Origin of the sequence: Acinetobacter sp. YH12156 (genome assembly GCF_013418235.1) — a bacterium.
GTDB classification, from domain to species: domain Bacteria; phylum Pseudomonadota; class Gammaproteobacteria; order Pseudomonadales; family Moraxellaceae; genus Acinetobacter; species Acinetobacter pseudolwoffii.
The window spans coordinates 120,674-136,824 of record NZ_VPCL01000014.1 but is presented as its reverse complement, the minus strand read 5'-3'; the positions used below and the strand labels follow the sequence as shown (position 1 = coordinate 136,824).

Genomic DNA, 16,151 nt, shown 5'->3' with positions numbered 1-16,151 from the left:
CCTGCCGCCAGCGTTCAATCTGAGCCATGATCAAACTCTTCAGTTTAAAATCAGTAGTGCCTAAAGGACACCAATCTTGGCTCATCAATTTTCTGACAAATATTTCTCAAATAAACTTCGAGTCATTTCTACCATCAATCAATGAAAATAATTTCGATCGATCAACCAGTAAAAATCCACACAAGTTGTTCTTCATAATCTCTTAATGATCTTCTTGCTCTTCGTCAGAAACAAGCTACCAGGCAACTCACACAATAACCTAACTCAATCAGCTAAGTTCGTTTTGCTGTATCGCCTTGATGCAGCGTATTCTATACACTTTAGAAACAAGCGCAAGGGCTTTTCTCAAAAAGATTCAAAAAAGTGACTTGTACGTTTATTTTTTAATCTAAAATGTTATTTTTAGCCTTTTCTGAGAGATTTTCCAGATTTTTTGCATTAAAAGTATAACCAAATATAAATCTCTGCACTCTACCTATTAAAAAAGCATCAATACCATTTGATCCTTCATACTTTATCTTTTAATTCGTCTGTTCAGCCAACCAAGTCATAAATTTTTGACGTTCAGCTTTGGAGGCCTTTTGCCATAATTGAATGAGTTGTTGATCATTCTGCCCGACGAATTGAGTTTGAGGAGTGGCGACCGTAGCCACACTAGCTGCCTGAGCATATACAGGTGCTGGTTGATTAAGTGATGTTGCTGACTTGCTACTCATCTCGACTGTTTTGGTCAATACATTATTTGCAAACCATGTTCTCGCTGCATCTTTAGCGCCCGCTTGCTGAACAAGCAGCTGATTTTTTGCATCATATAAGCCAATGATGGGCTGATCCTGGTACTTTTTAGCTTCGTCAAAATTCTGAGGTGCATTAATTAACGCTAAACGATAGGTTTCACCATCTTTAAGCTCTGGAGTTTTTACAGTAAGCACTCCCGACTTTAAAATGTCATGTGAATTATCAGAGTGCTGAAAAAACTCATTATAGCGGACGCTGATATTATTCATTCCAGCATCCAGTTTATAAGTTGAATTAGAACGTAATAGACTTGATTTTATTTCCTGATTATTTACCGCAACGATCTTAATTTCTTCAGGTACTGTAATAGTCACCGCTGAAAAAACCGAGGTACTAAACAACAGTGCCGCTACAGTTGCCGCAATACGAAAATCCATATCATCTACTCATTTCAAGTTAATTATTAAAGTTGAGCTGCACTATGCCGCGTCGAAATGACAATTTTATGACAAAAACTTCTCTTATTTCACCTGAACTTTTAGCATTTATTTGACTAGCAATTTTAAATTATCTGCTATTAGCCAGTACAAATAAAAAAAGAAGCACAAAAGCACTTCTTTTTAGCTGAAACCCGATTTATGCAAAGGTTTTAAAACGCTCCGCATCATCCATAAAGGTTTTTTCGCCTGCAGGTGCTTCAATAGAACCAAAGACCAATTGCGCGCGAAGCTTCCAGTGCGATGGGACTTCAAAAGTTTGTGCAACTTCTTCATCAATAATTGGATTGTAATGCTGCAACGAGGCACCGATATTTTTCTCTGCCAAAGCTGTCCAGGTTGCAAACTGCGCAATGGCTGAAGAATGCTCTGACCAGACCGGGAAGTTATCGGCATAGAGTGCAAACTGTTCTTGCATCGATTTCACCACATTCTGGTCTTCATAAAACAATGCGGTGCCATAACCTGCTGCAAAACCATTAATTTTATTATTGGTTGCTTCAAATGCATCTGTCGAAACAAGATCACGCAAGGTTTCACGCACAATATGCCAGAAAGTATCATGTGATTGACCAAATAAAATTACCACACGAGAAGTTTGCGAGTTAAAAGATGATGGGCTGTGTTTAACTGCATCTTTAATGAGATTTTCAATTTCAGCCTGCTCCAAGCTCACATTTTTCCCAATGGTATAAATGCTTCGGCGCTGTTTGATTTGATCTAAAAATGCCATAAATTCACCTCTATGTATTTTGATTATTAAAAACTAATAAAGTCATACTACGTGTTTTGAGCACTTAAAACAGGTGCATTCCCATAACAATGTGTTTTATTTATAGAACAATCAGACTTAGATCTAAATAGAATATTTGTATTAGGTGTTTAGTCCCAGATTTCATTCGCAGCATCCATGCTGCTATACCGTCCTTCATCGGGTTTTAACTCAATACTTTAAAAAAGTGCTGATCTTGCTGTTCTAATTTTTCTTTTGCTGCCTGCTCAATCGAGCCAAAGCAAAGTTGGGCACGTAACAACCAGCTCTTTTCAATGTCAAAATGCTCGGCGACTAAAGTGTCGATCTGCGGATTATAATGCTGTAAAGATGCACCTAAACCCGAATCTGCCAGTGCAGTCCATACGGCAAATTGCGCCATTCCTGATGTCTGTTCAGACCAGATCGGGAAATCTTCTGCATTGAGCGGCATTTTCTTTTGTAGTTGCTGAATCACGGCTTGATCTTCGTAAAATAAAATCGTGCCATATGCCGCGGCACACTGATTTAACTTGATCTCTGCACCTTCGTAAATATGTGTGGGCACATGCTGGCGCTGAACCTGTTTGACAAGTTCCCAAAACTTATAATGAGAATCCGCAAATAACACTACAATCCGCGTACTTTGGGAATTATAGGCTGAAGGACAACTGCGGACTGCTGCCTGAAGCATTTCACTCAGATACGCCTGACTATAATGTACGCGCTTGCCAAGTTCATAAATACTACGGCGCTTTTTCAACTGATCAACAAAAGTCAGTTTCAAATCATCATCAGGTTTGTTTTTTTTCGAAAATTTAAAGTCCTTGGTTATATCACTTGTTAATACCTGACCAATTTTATTTAGCAATGCCATTTCTTCCCCCCACAAAACCCAGCTAAAACAGCTCGAATAATCCCATACAAGTATAATGGCTTTATTACGGTAGATAGATCTGGTTCATATTTTCTAGCTGATTTTTAAAGCATTCAAACCCCTCAAAAACAACAAACTCCGCACTTAGCGGAGTTTGTGTGAATTATCACGCATTATTTATTTTCAGTTTCAAACAATGCAGCAACAAAAGATTTGGCAGAGAAAGGACGCAAGTCATCAATTTTCTCACCCACACCAATAAAGCGAATCGGCACATGAGTACGACTGGCAATATTAAACAGTACGCCACCTTTGGCAGTCCCATCGAGCTTGGTAATGGTCAAACCGGTTAGGCCTACCGCCTCATCAAACATTTCGACCTGGTTAATGGCATTCTGACCTGTTCCGGCATCGACAACCAACATCACTTCATGTGGTGCAGTCGCATCAATTTTCTGCATGACACGTTTTACTTTGGTCAACTCTTGCATCAAATGACCTTTGTTATGCAAACGACCAGCTGTATCAGCAATTAATACATCTACGCCTTTGGCACGCGCACTTTCAAAAGCATCGAAAATCACTGAAGCCGAGTCTGCACCATTGCCTTGAGCCACGACCGCAATATTATTACGCTCACCCCAGATCTGTAGCTGCTCCGTTGCAGCTGCACGGAAAGTATCACCTGCCGCCAGCATGACAGTCTTGCCTTCACCTTGCAGACGTTTGGCCAGTTTGCCAATCGTGGTGGTTTTACCTACACCATTTACACCGACCACTAGAATCACATAAGGCGATTTATTCGGATCAATGTGTAGCGGTTTTACCCGGGGTGCCAATAAAGCCACCAGTTCTTCCTGAAGCGCCTTATACAGTGAATGCGAGTAGATCAAGTCACCACGTTCGGTACGCTCGGTCAGGTTAGCAATGATGGTCTTGGTGGCTTCCACACCAATATCGGCCACCAGCAGCTGCTCTTCGACTTCTTCTAATAATTCATCATCAATTTCTTTACCACCGATCAGGATATTGACCATCCCATCGGCAAGGTTTTTACGGGTTTTGGTTAAACCCTCTTTCATACGGCTAAAGAAGCCACCTTTCGCCGCAGAATCTTCATTTTCAGTTTCTGTTACGACAGGTGCAGAAACTACAGCTGCTTCGCTTGGCGTTTCTACGATAGGCACATTGACCGCAGGTAAGCTCGGTAATGTGACATCATCATCTCCGATATCAGCATCAATCAAAAATTTGTTTTGCCCATTAGATTGCTGTTGCATGCCGAATCCTTGAAAAGCATTGCGTTAAAAACCCAGATTCTACCATAACTTGCCTGCTTTGCAGCTAGCAATGCAAATGCTGGACAAACATACCAAAAAGCTACAGCTCTTGGTTGCTTTCATCTCCGCATTTATTAAAAATAACCCTAAATACAAATGCCTATTTTTGGGAGATCTAGTGTCCGCCACCTTTTTGACTGTCTCCTCTTTTTCCAGAATGATTAAACAAACGCTTTATCCACTTGGTGTCCTATTGCTGGGATTAAGTATTAATCAGGCCCAAGCCCAGACTCGCAGTGAATTATCACGCACCACTTTTGAAACGACTTTAAGCAATGGATTAAAAGTCATTATTCGGGAAGACCATCGTGCGCCCATGGTGATGACCCAGATCTGGTATAAAGTCGGCAGCAGTGATGAATCTGGCAATATTCTGGGGGTATCGCATGCACTTGAACATATGATGTTCAAAGGTACGCATAAAGTTCCAAATGACGAACTTACCCGTCTGAGCCGGATTTATGGCGGTAGCATCAACGCCGCCACCTTTACCAATTACACCAATTATTATCAGCTCTATCCTAAGGCCTATTTCCCTATGGCGCTGGAACTTGAATCTGACCGCATGAGCAATTTATTACTGCGGCAGCAGGACTTTGCGCCAGAAATTAAAGTGGTGATGGAAGAACGGCGCCAGCGTACCGATGACAACCCGCGCGCTCAGGCCTTTGAACGCTTTAAATGGATCAGTTATCCGACCAGCCATTATCGCCAACCGGTGATTGGACATATGAAAACCCTGAACAATATTCAGTTAAATGATGTCAAAAAATGGTATCGGGACTGGTATAGCCCCAATAATGCCATTCTGGTAATTGTCGGAAATGTGGAATCGGAAGCGGCTTTAGCGCAAGTGCAAAAATATTTTGGAGATATTCCTGCGCGTCCAACACCGCCACGTAATGATGTACTGGAGTTTGAGCGCTTAGGCTATCGGCATATGGAAATTAACAGCAATGTTCAGGTGCCCAATCTGTACATGACCTGGAATGTAAAATCCCTCAGTACTGCCAAAAACCCACAAGATGCGTATGCCTTGACCATTATTCGTAGCCTTTTGGACAGCGGTATATCTTCACGCCTGCAAGACCGTCTGGTGCGTGATCGTAAAATTCTGACCTCTGTCAGCGCTTCTTATGATCCTTATAATCGTGGTGACAGCCTGTTTGGCATTTCTGCCTTACCTGCGCCAGGCGTATCTTTGCAAGAGGCACAACAAGCGATTCAGGATGAAGTGGATTTACTCAAAACCACCGCCATGACCCAACAGGAAGTAGATCGTATCAGCACCCGCTTTATCTCCAGTTTGATTTATAGTCAGGATGATATTGCCGGCCAGGCCAAAATGATTGGCAATATGGAAGTCAATGGACTGAGTTATCGGCTGATGGATGAACTACCCAAGCATTTTGAAAGTGTCAGCGTTCAGGATATCCAGCGTGTCGCTAATGCCTATTTCGTCCGAGACAATCTCAGCACACTTTATCTCTCACCTGAACAAAAAGCCCAATAATGGGGATTGCAATGCGTCATCATCTTCGTCCTTTTTTACTTATTTTTATTTTAAGTTTTACTTCTGCTGTCGATGCAGAAAATTATCTGGATCCTCAACCCGATCAAAACGATAATCCGAGTCAGTTACAGTCTATCCCTCTGTTGCAAAGCCTGAAAAATCTCAATCCGCAGCGTGAATTTCAGGCACCGTATATTCACGACCTGAACAATCGCTATCAGGTACGTACGCTATTTGTTGAAACCCAAGATCTTCCAATGGTGGATATCCAGCTGACTTTTAATGCCGGCTCGGCGCGTGATCAGGAAATTACTAAAGGACTCTATGGCCTGTCCAGTATGGCAGCCAAGTTGATGCGTGAAGGCACAGACAGATATAGTGCGAATCAGGTCGCAGCAATTTTTGACCAGACTGGAGCACAATTTAGCGTACAGGCCTATCGGGACATGTTTGTGGTTCGGCTGCGTACGCTTTCAGATCCAAATAAATTGGAACCGGCACTCGGAATGATGATGGAAGTTCTAAAGAATGCGTCATTTAAACCCGCCAGTATTAATCTGGCTTTAAGCAATACCCAAGTGGGACAAAAGCAATTACAGGAAAATCCAAGCCGGCTGATGGATATTCGTTTTTATCGTACTCTATATGGTCAGCATCCTTATGCAGAGCCAATTAGTGGCACCCAAGGCAGTACCAAGAAAATTAATGCCGAATTATTAAAACAATTCCGTGATCAGTTTCTGGTGGCGCAAAATATGAATATTGCTATTACCGGTAAACTCAGCCCCAAACAGGCGCTGGAACTGTCAGAACGGATTGCCGGCAATTTAACTCAAGGTCAAAAAGCAGCTGCATTACCACAGCCTGAAATTAAATCTGGTTTTGAAGTGGTGCATTTACCCTATAACTCGTCTCAGGCGCATATCACTTTTGGACATATAGGGCCATCACGCTTTACTGAAGACCGACTGGCCCTAGAAGTCGCCAACCGCATGTTTGGCGGGAGTGGATTTAATGCGGTACTGATGCAGGAACTGCGGGTCAAACGTGGTTTTAGCTACGGCGCTTATAGCTCATTCAGCTTTAGTCAGGCACCCGGAGTATTCAGCTTTAAATATTCTACACGGCAGGATCAGCTACTAGAGAGTATTCAGATTGCACATCAGGCATTTATCAATTTTGTCAGCCAACCGATTGACACTCAACGTCTGGAAGAAACCAAAGCAGGCATGCTGCGCGCCTTCCCTAACAATTACAGCAGCAATGCCACCATTAATGCCCAGTTAGGCAATATGGGCTTTTATAGTGAGCAAAATGATTATTTATCCAGTTATCCGGAACGTCTAGCCAGAATTAGCGCAAAGGATGTGCAAAATGCAATACGCAAACATTTACATCCAGACCGCCTAACGCTGGTCGTGGTCAATAAAGAACTGGATAAAGATGCCTTGAAAATGCGTTTGGAGCAGAATTTAATGGATGCCAATTTCAATTTGCCAGCAAACCCTGTGCCTAAGGCATCTCCACCGAGAGCGGTGGCAGCTGACGCGCCCGCAGAGACTCCTGCTGATAGGCCTGCATCAATTTAAGATACTGCCCACGCCGGATATGCTGCTGCTCTAATAGAGCCAGTGCCAGATCCTGAGTTTGGGGCAAATTTTGCTGTTCAGAAAGTTGCCGAATCTGGGTGATTTGAGAGATGCTAAGCGGACGATAGAGAGCCAATGCGGCTAAAAATAAAATTACCACAACCATAAAAATGACAACAATATTATAAATCTGTTCCAGCTTGATTCTGCTGAACCATTGAATTAACTTTTCTGTATCTATAGACATACACTACCTCAAGTTAAAGGTAGTGTATGGTTAGGCTTATATAAGTTCAAGTCAGTAGCGCCATATTTAGCAGGGCTAAAATCCACGACTCTGCGGATTAGCTCATCATTCTGCTCAGAATAGTGGAATAGAGCACCAATGCTACAATCACCAATACCAGTGCAACAGCAAATTTACTTAACCCCGCTTCTGCTTCAGGGGGATGCAGGCGATCTTCATCTGCAATTCGAACCAACTCGCCATTATAGAGTTTATAGAACTGCTCACGCTGATTGACGTCCAGAGCACGGGTAAAGTCATACACCTCTTTACGTTGTGCCAGTCCATAATTACCTAGATGCGTATATTTACTAAATATAGCGTCATCCAGTTTCTTGCGATGCAAATGTGCAAGTTCAAGGATTTGCCCAGCAGTTGGTGGCATATCAAAATTTACACCATCTAAAGTTCTTGTCATCATGGCTTTCTCCTTATTGTTTGATCTCTATTTACAATTTATCTTAATAATATTTATAAGTGTGTATAGTTTAGTCATGTAAACTATAACTAAAGTAAACGAATAAAATCGAATGGTTGACTTTTCCATTATTTTGTAATATTAGTTTAACAATACTAAGTTATATTTGTATTTAGACTGATTAGTCTGTCCTGTAATCATAATTAAAATTAAGGAGTTTTTATATGATACAACAACTCTCTCAACACGATCTGGAACATCTGTATGCAGATGCCGTGAATACCATCCAATCCCAAATGAACTTTGTGGATGCGGTAAAACAGCTTGAAGATGCAGCTCGTGCAGGTCATGGTAAAGCAGCGCTTTTTTTAGCAGAACTTTATTATCAAGGTTTCCGTGTAGAACGGGACTCACTCAAAGCGCAGTACTGGCAGAACATGGCCACCCTGCAAGCATAATGAAACGTCACCTAGGTGGCGTTTTTTTCAGCCCTTTTTTTCGATAAATAGCAATAAATACATATTTTCTTACCAATCCTTGCAAAGCTGAAACAGTAATTACTTATAAAGTTCCTAGAATAAGGTCTGACATCCAATAGCACTTTATTCTAATGAAACCACGAAAAATTATTCAAATTGATCCGATCTGTAAAGAATCCCTTTTCAAGATCACCATGCTGAAATCTTTAAGGAATTGTGGCGAGCTATGGGGCGCATATCATCAAGGCTGGGCAATGATGCGTGATCAGGAAGACTGTATTTTCCCGTTTTGGCTAAATCCTCTCGATGCCAAAAATTATGCCCAGCAACATTGGCCTGATTATGCTCCGCGTAAAATCAATTCTGAAGATTTTGAAAATGCATTATTGCCGACCTTGTCGCGCCTGAATGTCACCCCAGCCCTGTGCAATACCAATGGCACCGGACTTAAACTGAGCACTGCACAGATGCGTCACCTATTTTTTTCACAACAAAGACTGCACATTGCGTAAATAACATGCTATTTATAAAGACTAAAACCTAAACACTTAGAGATGTTCAGGTTGAAGGCATACTCTAGGATTAATAATAAATTGACCAGTAAGGATGATGAAGCATGACCAATGTGGCACAGGTGCTGAATGAAAAAATGCATCAAGCTATTTATACCATCCGTCCAGATTCTACTGTTTTAGAGGCCATCACCTTGATGGCTGATAAAGGAATCGGGGCACTTGTGGTAACGCATGAAGATAACGTGGTAGGGATTTTGTCGGAGCGGGATTACACTCGTAAAATCGCCCTGATGCAAAGAACCTCTTTCGATACCACAGTCAATGAAATCATGACCTCTAAAGTGATTACCGTAAATACCTCGACGACTGTAGAAGACTGTTTAGCCTTAATGACTGAGCGCCATCTACGGCATCTGCCAGTGGTAGAAGATGAAAAACTGCTTGGTCTGATTTCAATCGGAGATTTGGTCAAAGCAGCAATGGATGACCAACGCAAACTGATTGATCAATTACAGCAATATATTTCAGGTTAAAAGCATCTCTGGCTTTCTCTCCAATATTTGAAGCGCATTTAAATAACTGAAGATCAAGCTTCGATTGAATGTATAAAAAATCCCGGTATATAACCGGGATTTTTTATACTCGTGTTTTGGATAAAATCAGTTTAGACCTAATTTTTCTGCCACATAATCCGAGTCTTTATCACCACGACCAGAAAGATTGACCACGATCTTGACTTCTTTTGGCAATTTGCCTGCTTCACGAATTGCCCAGGCCACTGCATGTGAACTTTCTAAAGCCGGCACAATACCTTCTACACGCGACAAGGTCATGAAAGCATCCAGACATTCCTGATCGGTCGCTGTGGTGTATTCAACCCGACCTAAGTCTTTAAGCAAACTATGCTGCGGACCCACCCCTGGATAATCCAGACCTGATGCGATCGAATGAACCGGTAAAGGTTCACCCTGCTCATCTTCCAGCACATAGCAGGCCATACCATGCAATTGACTTGGTTTACCCAGTGTTAAGGTCGCCGAATGCATATCGGTGTCCAGGCCATGACCTCCCGGCTCTACGCCCACCAGCTTTACTTCCGGTTCATTTAAAAACGCGGTAAATGCACCCACTGCATTGGAACCACCGCCAACACAGGCCACCACATAGTCCGGGTTTGCACCAAAACGGTCATTACTTTGCACTTTGATTTCATCACCGATAATGGACTGGAAATCACGTACCATCATTGGAAATGGATGCGGCCCCACCACCGAACCAATGGCATAGATATAATTTTTCGGGTCTTTCAAGTATTCTTCAAATGCACTATCAACTGCATCTTTCAGGGTTGCTGTACCACGCGTCACAGAGATCAGGCGCGCACCCAGAATCTTCATTTTTACGACGTTTGGATGCTCTTTTTCAATATCCACCTGACCCATGTGAATTTCACATGGAATCCCAACCAAGGCACAGGCAGTTGCCAATGCGACGCCGTGCTGACCCGCACCAGTTTCTGCAATGACTTTGGTCTTGCCCATGTATTTGGCCAGCAAAGCCTCACCCAGACAATGATTGATCTTGTGTGCACCTGTATGATTTAAATCTTCACGTTTCAGATAAATCTGTGCACCGCCTAACTGATCTGACAGACGCTTGGCATGAAATAAAGGACTTGGACGACCCACATAGTTGGCAAACAGGTCTTTAAGCTCGTTCTGGAATTCTGGAGTATGGCGGATTTCCTGATAAGCGACATTGATATCGTCCATCGCCTGTTTTAGATCGGGCGGAATAAACTGACCGCCATATTGACCAAAAAAGCCGTCCTCATTGGGTAAAGCAATACCATTAATTTGATGAGCCATAATAATTCCTGAACTTTGGAATGTACAACAAATGACTTTATCCTAAAATAATGTGGTTAACCCACTCATAATTATAGATAAAGCCACTAACAGAAAAATAAAATTAACGCGCGAGATATTTGGTCATATCTTCAATGCCTTTCAAAGTCATTGGAAACATATGATCTTCAAAGATTTGCTTAATTAAACCAATGCTATGCGTGTAATGCCAATAGTTTTCTTCTTCGGGATTGAGCCATGCGGTTTTATCAAAATGCTGTCGCAGACGCTGTAGCCAGACCTGTCCTGCTTCATCATTCATATATTCAACCGAGCCGCCGACCGAGGTGATTTCATAAGGCGCCATACTGGCATCACCGACCACAATTACCCGATAATCGCGACCATAGGTATTGAGTAAATCCCAGGTATTCATGCGTGAACTGGAACGACGGATATTGTCTTTCCAGACATAGTCATACAGGCAGTTATGGAAATAAAAATAATCCAGGGTTTTAAATTCGGTTTTGGCTGCGCTAAACAGTTTTTCACACTGGGCAATATGTGAGTCCATGGAACCGCCGACATCAAACAGCATCAGCACCTTAATGCGGTTACGGCGCTCAGGCACCAGCTGTACGTCTAAAATACCCTGCTTGGCGGTTTCACGAATCGTGCCATCGATATCCAGCTCTTCGGCTGCACCCTGACGCGCGAATTTACGCAAACGGCGCAGTGCCATTTGCATCTGACGACTTCCCAGAATCTGCTCATCATCGAGGTTGCGATATTGACGCTGCTCCCAGACTTTTACCGCAGAGCGTTTCCGTCCCGGCCCACCAATACGCACCCCTTCCGGATGATCGCCATAAGCACCGAAAGGCGAAGTGCCGCCGGTACCAATCATCTTGTTGCCACCCTGATGTTTTTTATGCTGTTCGCGCAAGCGCTCTTCCAGCATTTTCATCAGTTCTTCTAATGATCCGGCTTTTTTCAGCTCTTCGCGCTGTTCAGGAGTCAAATGCTTTTCAAGCAGTTCAAGATCGAACCAGTCTTTGGGCAGCTTATGCACCTGATTCAGCAGTTCATCAATATCAAAGGTCGCGATACCATCAAAATAGTCTTTCATGGCGCGATCGAATTTGTCGAAATAGCGCTCATCCTTAACCATTACAGTTTTGGCCAGCTGATAGAACTCATCCTGATCGGCAAAGACCAGTCCAGCCGCAACCGCCTGATTCAAATCGATCAGCTCACGGGTTGAGACCGGTACGCCGTATTTGCGTAAGGTATAAAACAGTCGCACAAACATGCGTGTTTCTCCCTTAACGACGTGACATAAAGGCTAGACGTTCAAGCAACTGTACATCTTGCTCATTTTTGATCAAGGCGCCGTACAAGGGTGGAATCGCTTTGGATTTATCAGTATTGCGCAAAATATCTTCCGGCATGTCGTCAGCCATGAGCAGGCTGAGCCAGTCAATCAGCTCAGATGTTGATGGTGGTTTTTTCAAACCCGGAATCTGGCGCAATTTAAAGAAAACCTGCAAGGCTTCATTGACCAATGTGGCAGAGATATTCTCGAAATGCACATCGATGATTTCGCGCATGGTCGCTTCATCCGGAAATTCGATATAGTGGAAGAAACAACGGCGCAGGAATGCATCGGGCAATTCTTTTTCATTATTTGAGGTAATGATGACGATTGGACGCTGGGTTGCGGTAATGGTTTCCCCGGTCTCGTACACATAGAACGACATTTTATCGAGTTCATGTAGCAAGTCATTCGGAAACTCGATGTCTGCCTTATCAATTTCATCAATCAGCAAGACACAACGTTCTTCGCTGGTAAATGCTTCCCACAGTTTACCCGGCTTGATGTAGTTCTTGATGTCATAGACACGGTCATCACCAAGCTGACTATCACGCAGGCGCGACACCGCATCGTATTCATACAGGCCTTGCTGTGCTTTGGTGGTGGACTTGATATGCCAGGTGATCAGTCTTAGGCCCAGACTTTCTGCTACCTGCTCAGCCAATAAAGTTTTCCCTGTACCAGGTTCACCTTTGACCAATAACGGTTTTTGTAAACTACGGGCAGCTTTAACCGCCAACTTTAAACTGTCAGTCGCAATGTACTGAGCTGTACCTGAAAATTGTTGATGATCAGCAGACATGATTTAACCTTATTTTTTTACTTACAACGGTGAACTTTTCTTGTGAACACGAAGATTGCCCTTGTTCGACACATAGGTCGACCAGCAATAGCCAATCACAGATCCAATCCCAATGACAAATAAAATAAGTGACGCATTAATCCAAATCAGAGCTTGCTCTTTGGTCAACACACCAAACAGCAAGCCAAAGATTGCAGGTGCGATAGAGGCATTCGGCCCCTCGGATACCGTCGGTGTCAATAGAATGGCAAAGCCTAAAATCCACAAAAAACCACCTAGCGGCTTAGGCAGTCGCTTGGTTACGCCATACCAGCACCATAAAGCAATCAGGCTGCCCAGCAGATAAACTGCAACAGCAATGCTCTGTTCAGGAATTGAGTCTAAGACAGCAACATAACCATTCATTTCACAACTCCTGAATTAACATTAAGCGCCACGCAATCCTTCTGGAGCGACTGCATTCGGATCAATCAAGCCTTCTGGCGGCATTTGCAAAAAGAAACCACGTGTAGCAATAGAATCCATCACATGCAATACATTGGCACGTGCCAGTTTACGCGATTCGCTCAGTTCAAGATGCATGACAAAAGTCGCACGTCCAAATGCGGCTTGTACGGGCTCAGACAATACGCTGAGTGGCTCGAATATTTCAGCTTCGCTTTCATCCGCAGGACGCGCCACATACAGATACATTTCACTTTTTTTGCTGGATTTGTAGATAGACACTTGCATGTTTCAAACGACTTTTCTGGAAAAACATCCGCAAGGATACATCAAAAAAAAGACAGAAACATTAGCCACGTCTCACGCATCAGTCGTGATTTTGTATAATTGCTCTATCTTTAACCAATCCTGCAAGCGATCACTCACTGACTTTCATCTGGGTCGATAAATAAGATTCATCCTGATGCAGCACCTGAATCAGTGGCTGGGTTAACAGTTCATAGCGCCAGCCCAGCAGATAATCCGGCAGATCCTGCTCATCCTTATGAAAGACCACATGCTGATACAAGGCATTCAGCCATTTTTTACGCATCAGCACTTCTTTTGGAATTGAGGTTTCATCGACTACATTTTGAATGATGTTATCGATCTTTTCGCCGATATCTTTGGAGGAATGACGGATTGGACGCGCCAGACGTAACGGCCAGCTTTCCGGTTCCGGCAAGAATTTCAATAAATCTAAAATAGTTTTACCATGTTCACGAACCACATTTGAACGGATATCTTTGACTTGACTCAACTGGAAGTTATTGCGCGGGAACTTCTCGACCAGATCAATCATACTGACATTCTTTAAGATAAAACTACGTGGCTGATTCAGTGCTTTGGCAATCTGATCGCGCCAGACCATCAATTGCTGTAATTGCATCAGCTGACGGCGTGAATGGCGATAATTCCCCACATCCTGATATAACAAGGCCGTTGGTGTATCTTCACCAATTTCCTGAGTCAAGAAACGACAGTCTTGCAAGGCAAAATCCAGTAGGTATTTCGTATCCAGCTCTTGTTTGATTTTGTCAGACAGCTTGACCAGATAATGCACATCATTGGCCGCATAAAGTAATTGTTCTGAACTTAAAGGACGTGCCAGCCAGTTAGAACGGGTCTGGTCTTTTTCGATATCGACTTCCAGCATCTGTTTGAGCGCATTCTGATAGCTGACTTGCAGACCATGCCCCAGAAAAGACATGCCGACCTGGGTATCAAACACATTGGTCAGTGATTTCTTTTGGGTATAGTGATAAAGCAGATCAATATCTTCGCTACAAGCATGAAAAATATTCTGCTGGGCGTTAAAAACTTTATTGAAGAACTCAGTCAGATCCAGGGTGGTTCCATCCAGCAAATAGACCTTGTTGTCTACATTGATCTGAAACACACCCAGTTTCGGCCACAAAGTATCGACCTTGATAAATTCGGTATCCAACCCGTAAACAGAACTCTGATCCATCAGGTTCAGCACAGGGTATAAATCGTTTTGATGTTGAATAAATTGAAACATAAAGACTGAGTCTAAAATTAGATTCTCGATAGATCCATATTAACTGATCTATAGAATTTTTGTATAAAAAATAACGCTGATTCTGCTCTATCTAGCAAAAATACCCCTTATTTATTAGGCTCTAGATTTTAAATAATATCTTTTTTATATTAAAACTAACAAGATTTTTAAGTCTATCTTACTTCATGCGCATCCGGTTATGTACGGCCTGACTCAAGGTATGACTATCGACATATTCCAGTTCACCGCCCTGTGGTACACCTTGGGCAATTCGAGTCATCTGGATCGGCAGATGCTTGCTGGCTTCCACCAGATAATGTGCCGTGGCCTGACCTTCTACCGTCGCATTAGTAGCGAGAATGACTTCCTTCACCTGACCATTGGCCAAACGGTGCAACAAATACGGAATGCCAATTTCTTCAGGACCAATCCCATCGAGCGGTGACAAATGCCCGCCCAGTACATGGTATTTCCCTCTAAAGCTGCCACTTTGCTCAATCGCCATAACATCTGCAGGTGATTCCACCACACAGAGCAATTCATCATCACGATCTAGCGACGTACAGATATTGCACACTTCATCTTCAGTCAATGAATGACAGACTGAGCATTCATGAATGTAGTTGGTCGCCTCAGTCAACGCATGCGCCAGACCAATTGCACCTTCACGATTTTTCATGATCATATGCAATGCCATACGTTGAGCCGATTTCGGCCCAACGCTTGGCAAAATGCGTAATGCTTGAACCAGTTGATCAAAACGATCACTAAACATTGCGCATTCTTCCTTAGAACATACCTGCCAGACCCGGTGGTAAACCCATACCCGAGTTTGCTGCTTTCATTCTTTCATCAGAGACCAATTCTGCCTGACGTGCTGCATCATTCATTGCAGCTGCAATCAGGTCTTCAATCATGTCTGGATCATCCTGAAGTAATTCAGGGTTGATTTCGATACGCTTCACCACATTGCGGCAAGTCATGGTGACTTTGACCAAACCACCGCCCGCTTCGGCATGCACTTCAGTTTGTGCCAGCTCTTCTTTGGCTTTTTTTACATTGTTTTCAACTTCTTTTTGCATGCGCTGAGCTTGCTGCATCAACATATTAATGTTCATA

At 43.0% G+C, this 16,151-nt stretch carries 19 protein-coding genes; 5 read left to right on the top strand and 14 right to left on the bottom strand.

Going from position 1 to position 16,151, the window contains the following annotated elements; translation table 11 throughout:
* Positions 1–521: 521 nt before the first annotated feature.
* The 4 genes from FTU87_RS12990 to ftsY all read right to left on the bottom strand — a co-directional run bounded on the left by FTU87_RS12990 (position 522) and on the right by ftsY (position 4,143).
* Entirely contained in the window at positions 522–1,175 is a 654-nt protein-coding gene (locus FTU87_RS12990; protein WP_074383185.1) for a DUF2057 domain-containing protein, read from the bottom strand.
* Positions 1,176–1,374: 199 nt separating this feature from the next.
* Positions 1,375–1,968, bottom strand: coding sequence for a nitroreductase family protein (locus FTU87_RS12985; protein WP_005097059.1), 594 nt, complete (start codon positions 1,966–1,968; stop codon positions 1,375–1,377).
* Positions 1,969–2,173: 205 nt separating this feature from the next.
* Entirely contained in the window at positions 2,174–2,863 is a 690-nt protein-coding gene (locus FTU87_RS12980) for a nitroreductase family protein (RefSeq protein WP_100329566.1), read from the bottom strand.
* Positions 2,864–3,036: 173 nt separating this feature from the next.
* A complete protein-coding gene (ftsY, locus tag FTU87_RS12975) occupies positions 3,037–4,143 on the bottom strand; it encodes a signal recognition particle-docking protein FtsY (RefSeq protein ID WP_005097061.1) in 1,107 nt (368 codons plus the stop codon).
* A gap of 178 nt (positions 4,144–4,321) precedes the next feature.
* Between ftsY and FTU87_RS12970 the strand changes: the two genes are divergently transcribed.
* Positions 4,322–5,716, top strand: coding sequence for a pitrilysin family protein (locus FTU87_RS12970; protein WP_100329629.1), 1,395 nt, complete (start codon positions 4,322–4,324; stop codon positions 5,714–5,716).
* A gap of 11 nt (positions 5,717–5,727) precedes the next feature.
* The gene (locus FTU87_RS12965; RefSeq protein ID WP_180097589.1) at positions 5,728–7,305 is read left to right on the top strand and encodes a pitrilysin family protein; all 1,578 of its coding nucleotides are present in this window, start codon (positions 5,728–5,730) and stop codon (positions 7,303–7,305) included.
* Here the strand turns inward: FTU87_RS12965 and FTU87_RS12960 are convergent.
* Positions 7,229–7,552: a hypothetical protein gene (locus FTU87_RS12960; protein ID WP_005097067.1), complete on the bottom strand. Its 324-nt coding sequence runs from the start codon at positions 7,550–7,552 to the stop codon at positions 7,229–7,231. The two genes, FTU87_RS12965 and FTU87_RS12960, sit on opposite strands and share 77 nt — an antisense overlap.
* A gap of 97 nt (positions 7,553–7,649) precedes the next feature.
* A complete protein-coding gene (locus FTU87_RS12955; RefSeq protein WP_035337940.1) occupies positions 7,650–8,009 on the bottom strand; it encodes a hypothetical protein in 360 nt (119 codons plus the stop codon).
* Positions 8,010–8,233: 224 nt separating this feature from the next.
* On the opposite strand from FTU87_RS12955, the gene FTU87_RS12950 reads away from it, so the two are divergent.
* The 3 genes from FTU87_RS12950 to FTU87_RS12940 all read left to right on the top strand — a co-directional run bounded on the left by FTU87_RS12950 (position 8,234) and on the right by FTU87_RS12940 (position 9,536).
* Entirely contained in the window at positions 8,234–8,467 is a 234-nt protein-coding gene (locus FTU87_RS12950; RefSeq protein WP_005097069.1) for a hypothetical protein, read from the top strand.
* Positions 8,468–8,619: 152 nt separating this feature from the next.
* Positions 8,620–9,000: a DUF2750 domain-containing protein gene (locus FTU87_RS12945; RefSeq protein ID WP_180097587.1), complete on the top strand. Its 381-nt coding sequence runs from the start codon at positions 8,620–8,622 to the stop codon at positions 8,998–9,000.
* Positions 9,001–9,104: 104 nt separating this feature from the next.
* A complete protein-coding gene (locus FTU87_RS12940; protein WP_005097071.1) occupies positions 9,105–9,536 on the top strand; it encodes a CBS domain-containing protein in 432 nt (143 codons plus the stop codon).
* Positions 9,537–9,662: 126 nt separating this feature from the next.
* Here the strand turns inward: FTU87_RS12940 and trpB are convergent, their stop codons facing one another.
* The 8 genes from trpB to FTU87_RS12900 all read right to left on the bottom strand — a co-directional run bounded on the left by trpB (position 9,663) and on the right by FTU87_RS12900 (position 16,150).
* Positions 9,663–10,871, bottom strand: a complete 1,209-nt coding sequence (gene trpB / locus FTU87_RS12935; protein ID WP_005170649.1) for a tryptophan synthase subunit beta — start codon at positions 10,869–10,871, stop codon at positions 9,663–9,665.
* Positions 10,872–10,974: 103 nt separating this feature from the next.
* A complete protein-coding gene (locus FTU87_RS12930) occupies positions 10,975–12,162 on the bottom strand; it encodes a VWA domain-containing protein (RefSeq protein WP_074383189.1) in 1,188 nt (395 codons plus the stop codon).
* Between the two features lie 13 nt (positions 12,163–12,175).
* Positions 12,176–13,027, bottom strand: a complete 852-nt coding sequence (locus FTU87_RS12925) for a MoxR family ATPase (RefSeq protein ID WP_100355324.1) — start codon at positions 13,025–13,027, stop codon at positions 12,176–12,178.
* Between the two features lie 21 nt (positions 13,028–13,048).
* Positions 13,049–13,432 (bottom strand): hypothetical protein, encoded by a 384-nt coding sequence (locus tag FTU87_RS12920; protein WP_074383190.1) that lies wholly within the window; start codon positions 13,430–13,432, stop codon positions 13,049–13,051.
* 21 nt (positions 13,433–13,453) lie between these two features.
* A complete protein-coding gene (locus FTU87_RS12915; RefSeq protein ID WP_159138294.1) occupies positions 13,454–13,759 on the bottom strand; it encodes a YcgL domain-containing protein in 306 nt (101 codons plus the stop codon).
* 130 nt (positions 13,760–13,889) lie between these two features.
* Positions 13,890–15,032, bottom strand: a complete 1,143-nt coding sequence (locus FTU87_RS12910) for an HRDC domain-containing protein (protein WP_005097077.1) — start codon at positions 15,030–15,032, stop codon at positions 13,890–13,892.
* 178 nt (positions 15,033–15,210) lie between these two features.
* Positions 15,211–15,807: a recombination mediator RecR gene (recR, locus tag FTU87_RS12905; RefSeq protein WP_004278698.1), complete on the bottom strand. Its 597-nt coding sequence runs from the start codon at positions 15,805–15,807 to the stop codon at positions 15,211–15,213.
* Positions 15,808–15,820: 13 nt separating this feature from the next.
* Positions 15,821–16,150: a YbaB/EbfC family nucleoid-associated protein gene (locus FTU87_RS12900; protein WP_004731251.1), complete on the bottom strand. Its 330-nt coding sequence runs from the start codon at positions 16,148–16,150 to the stop codon at positions 15,821–15,823.
* Position 16,151: the final 1 nt, after the last annotated feature.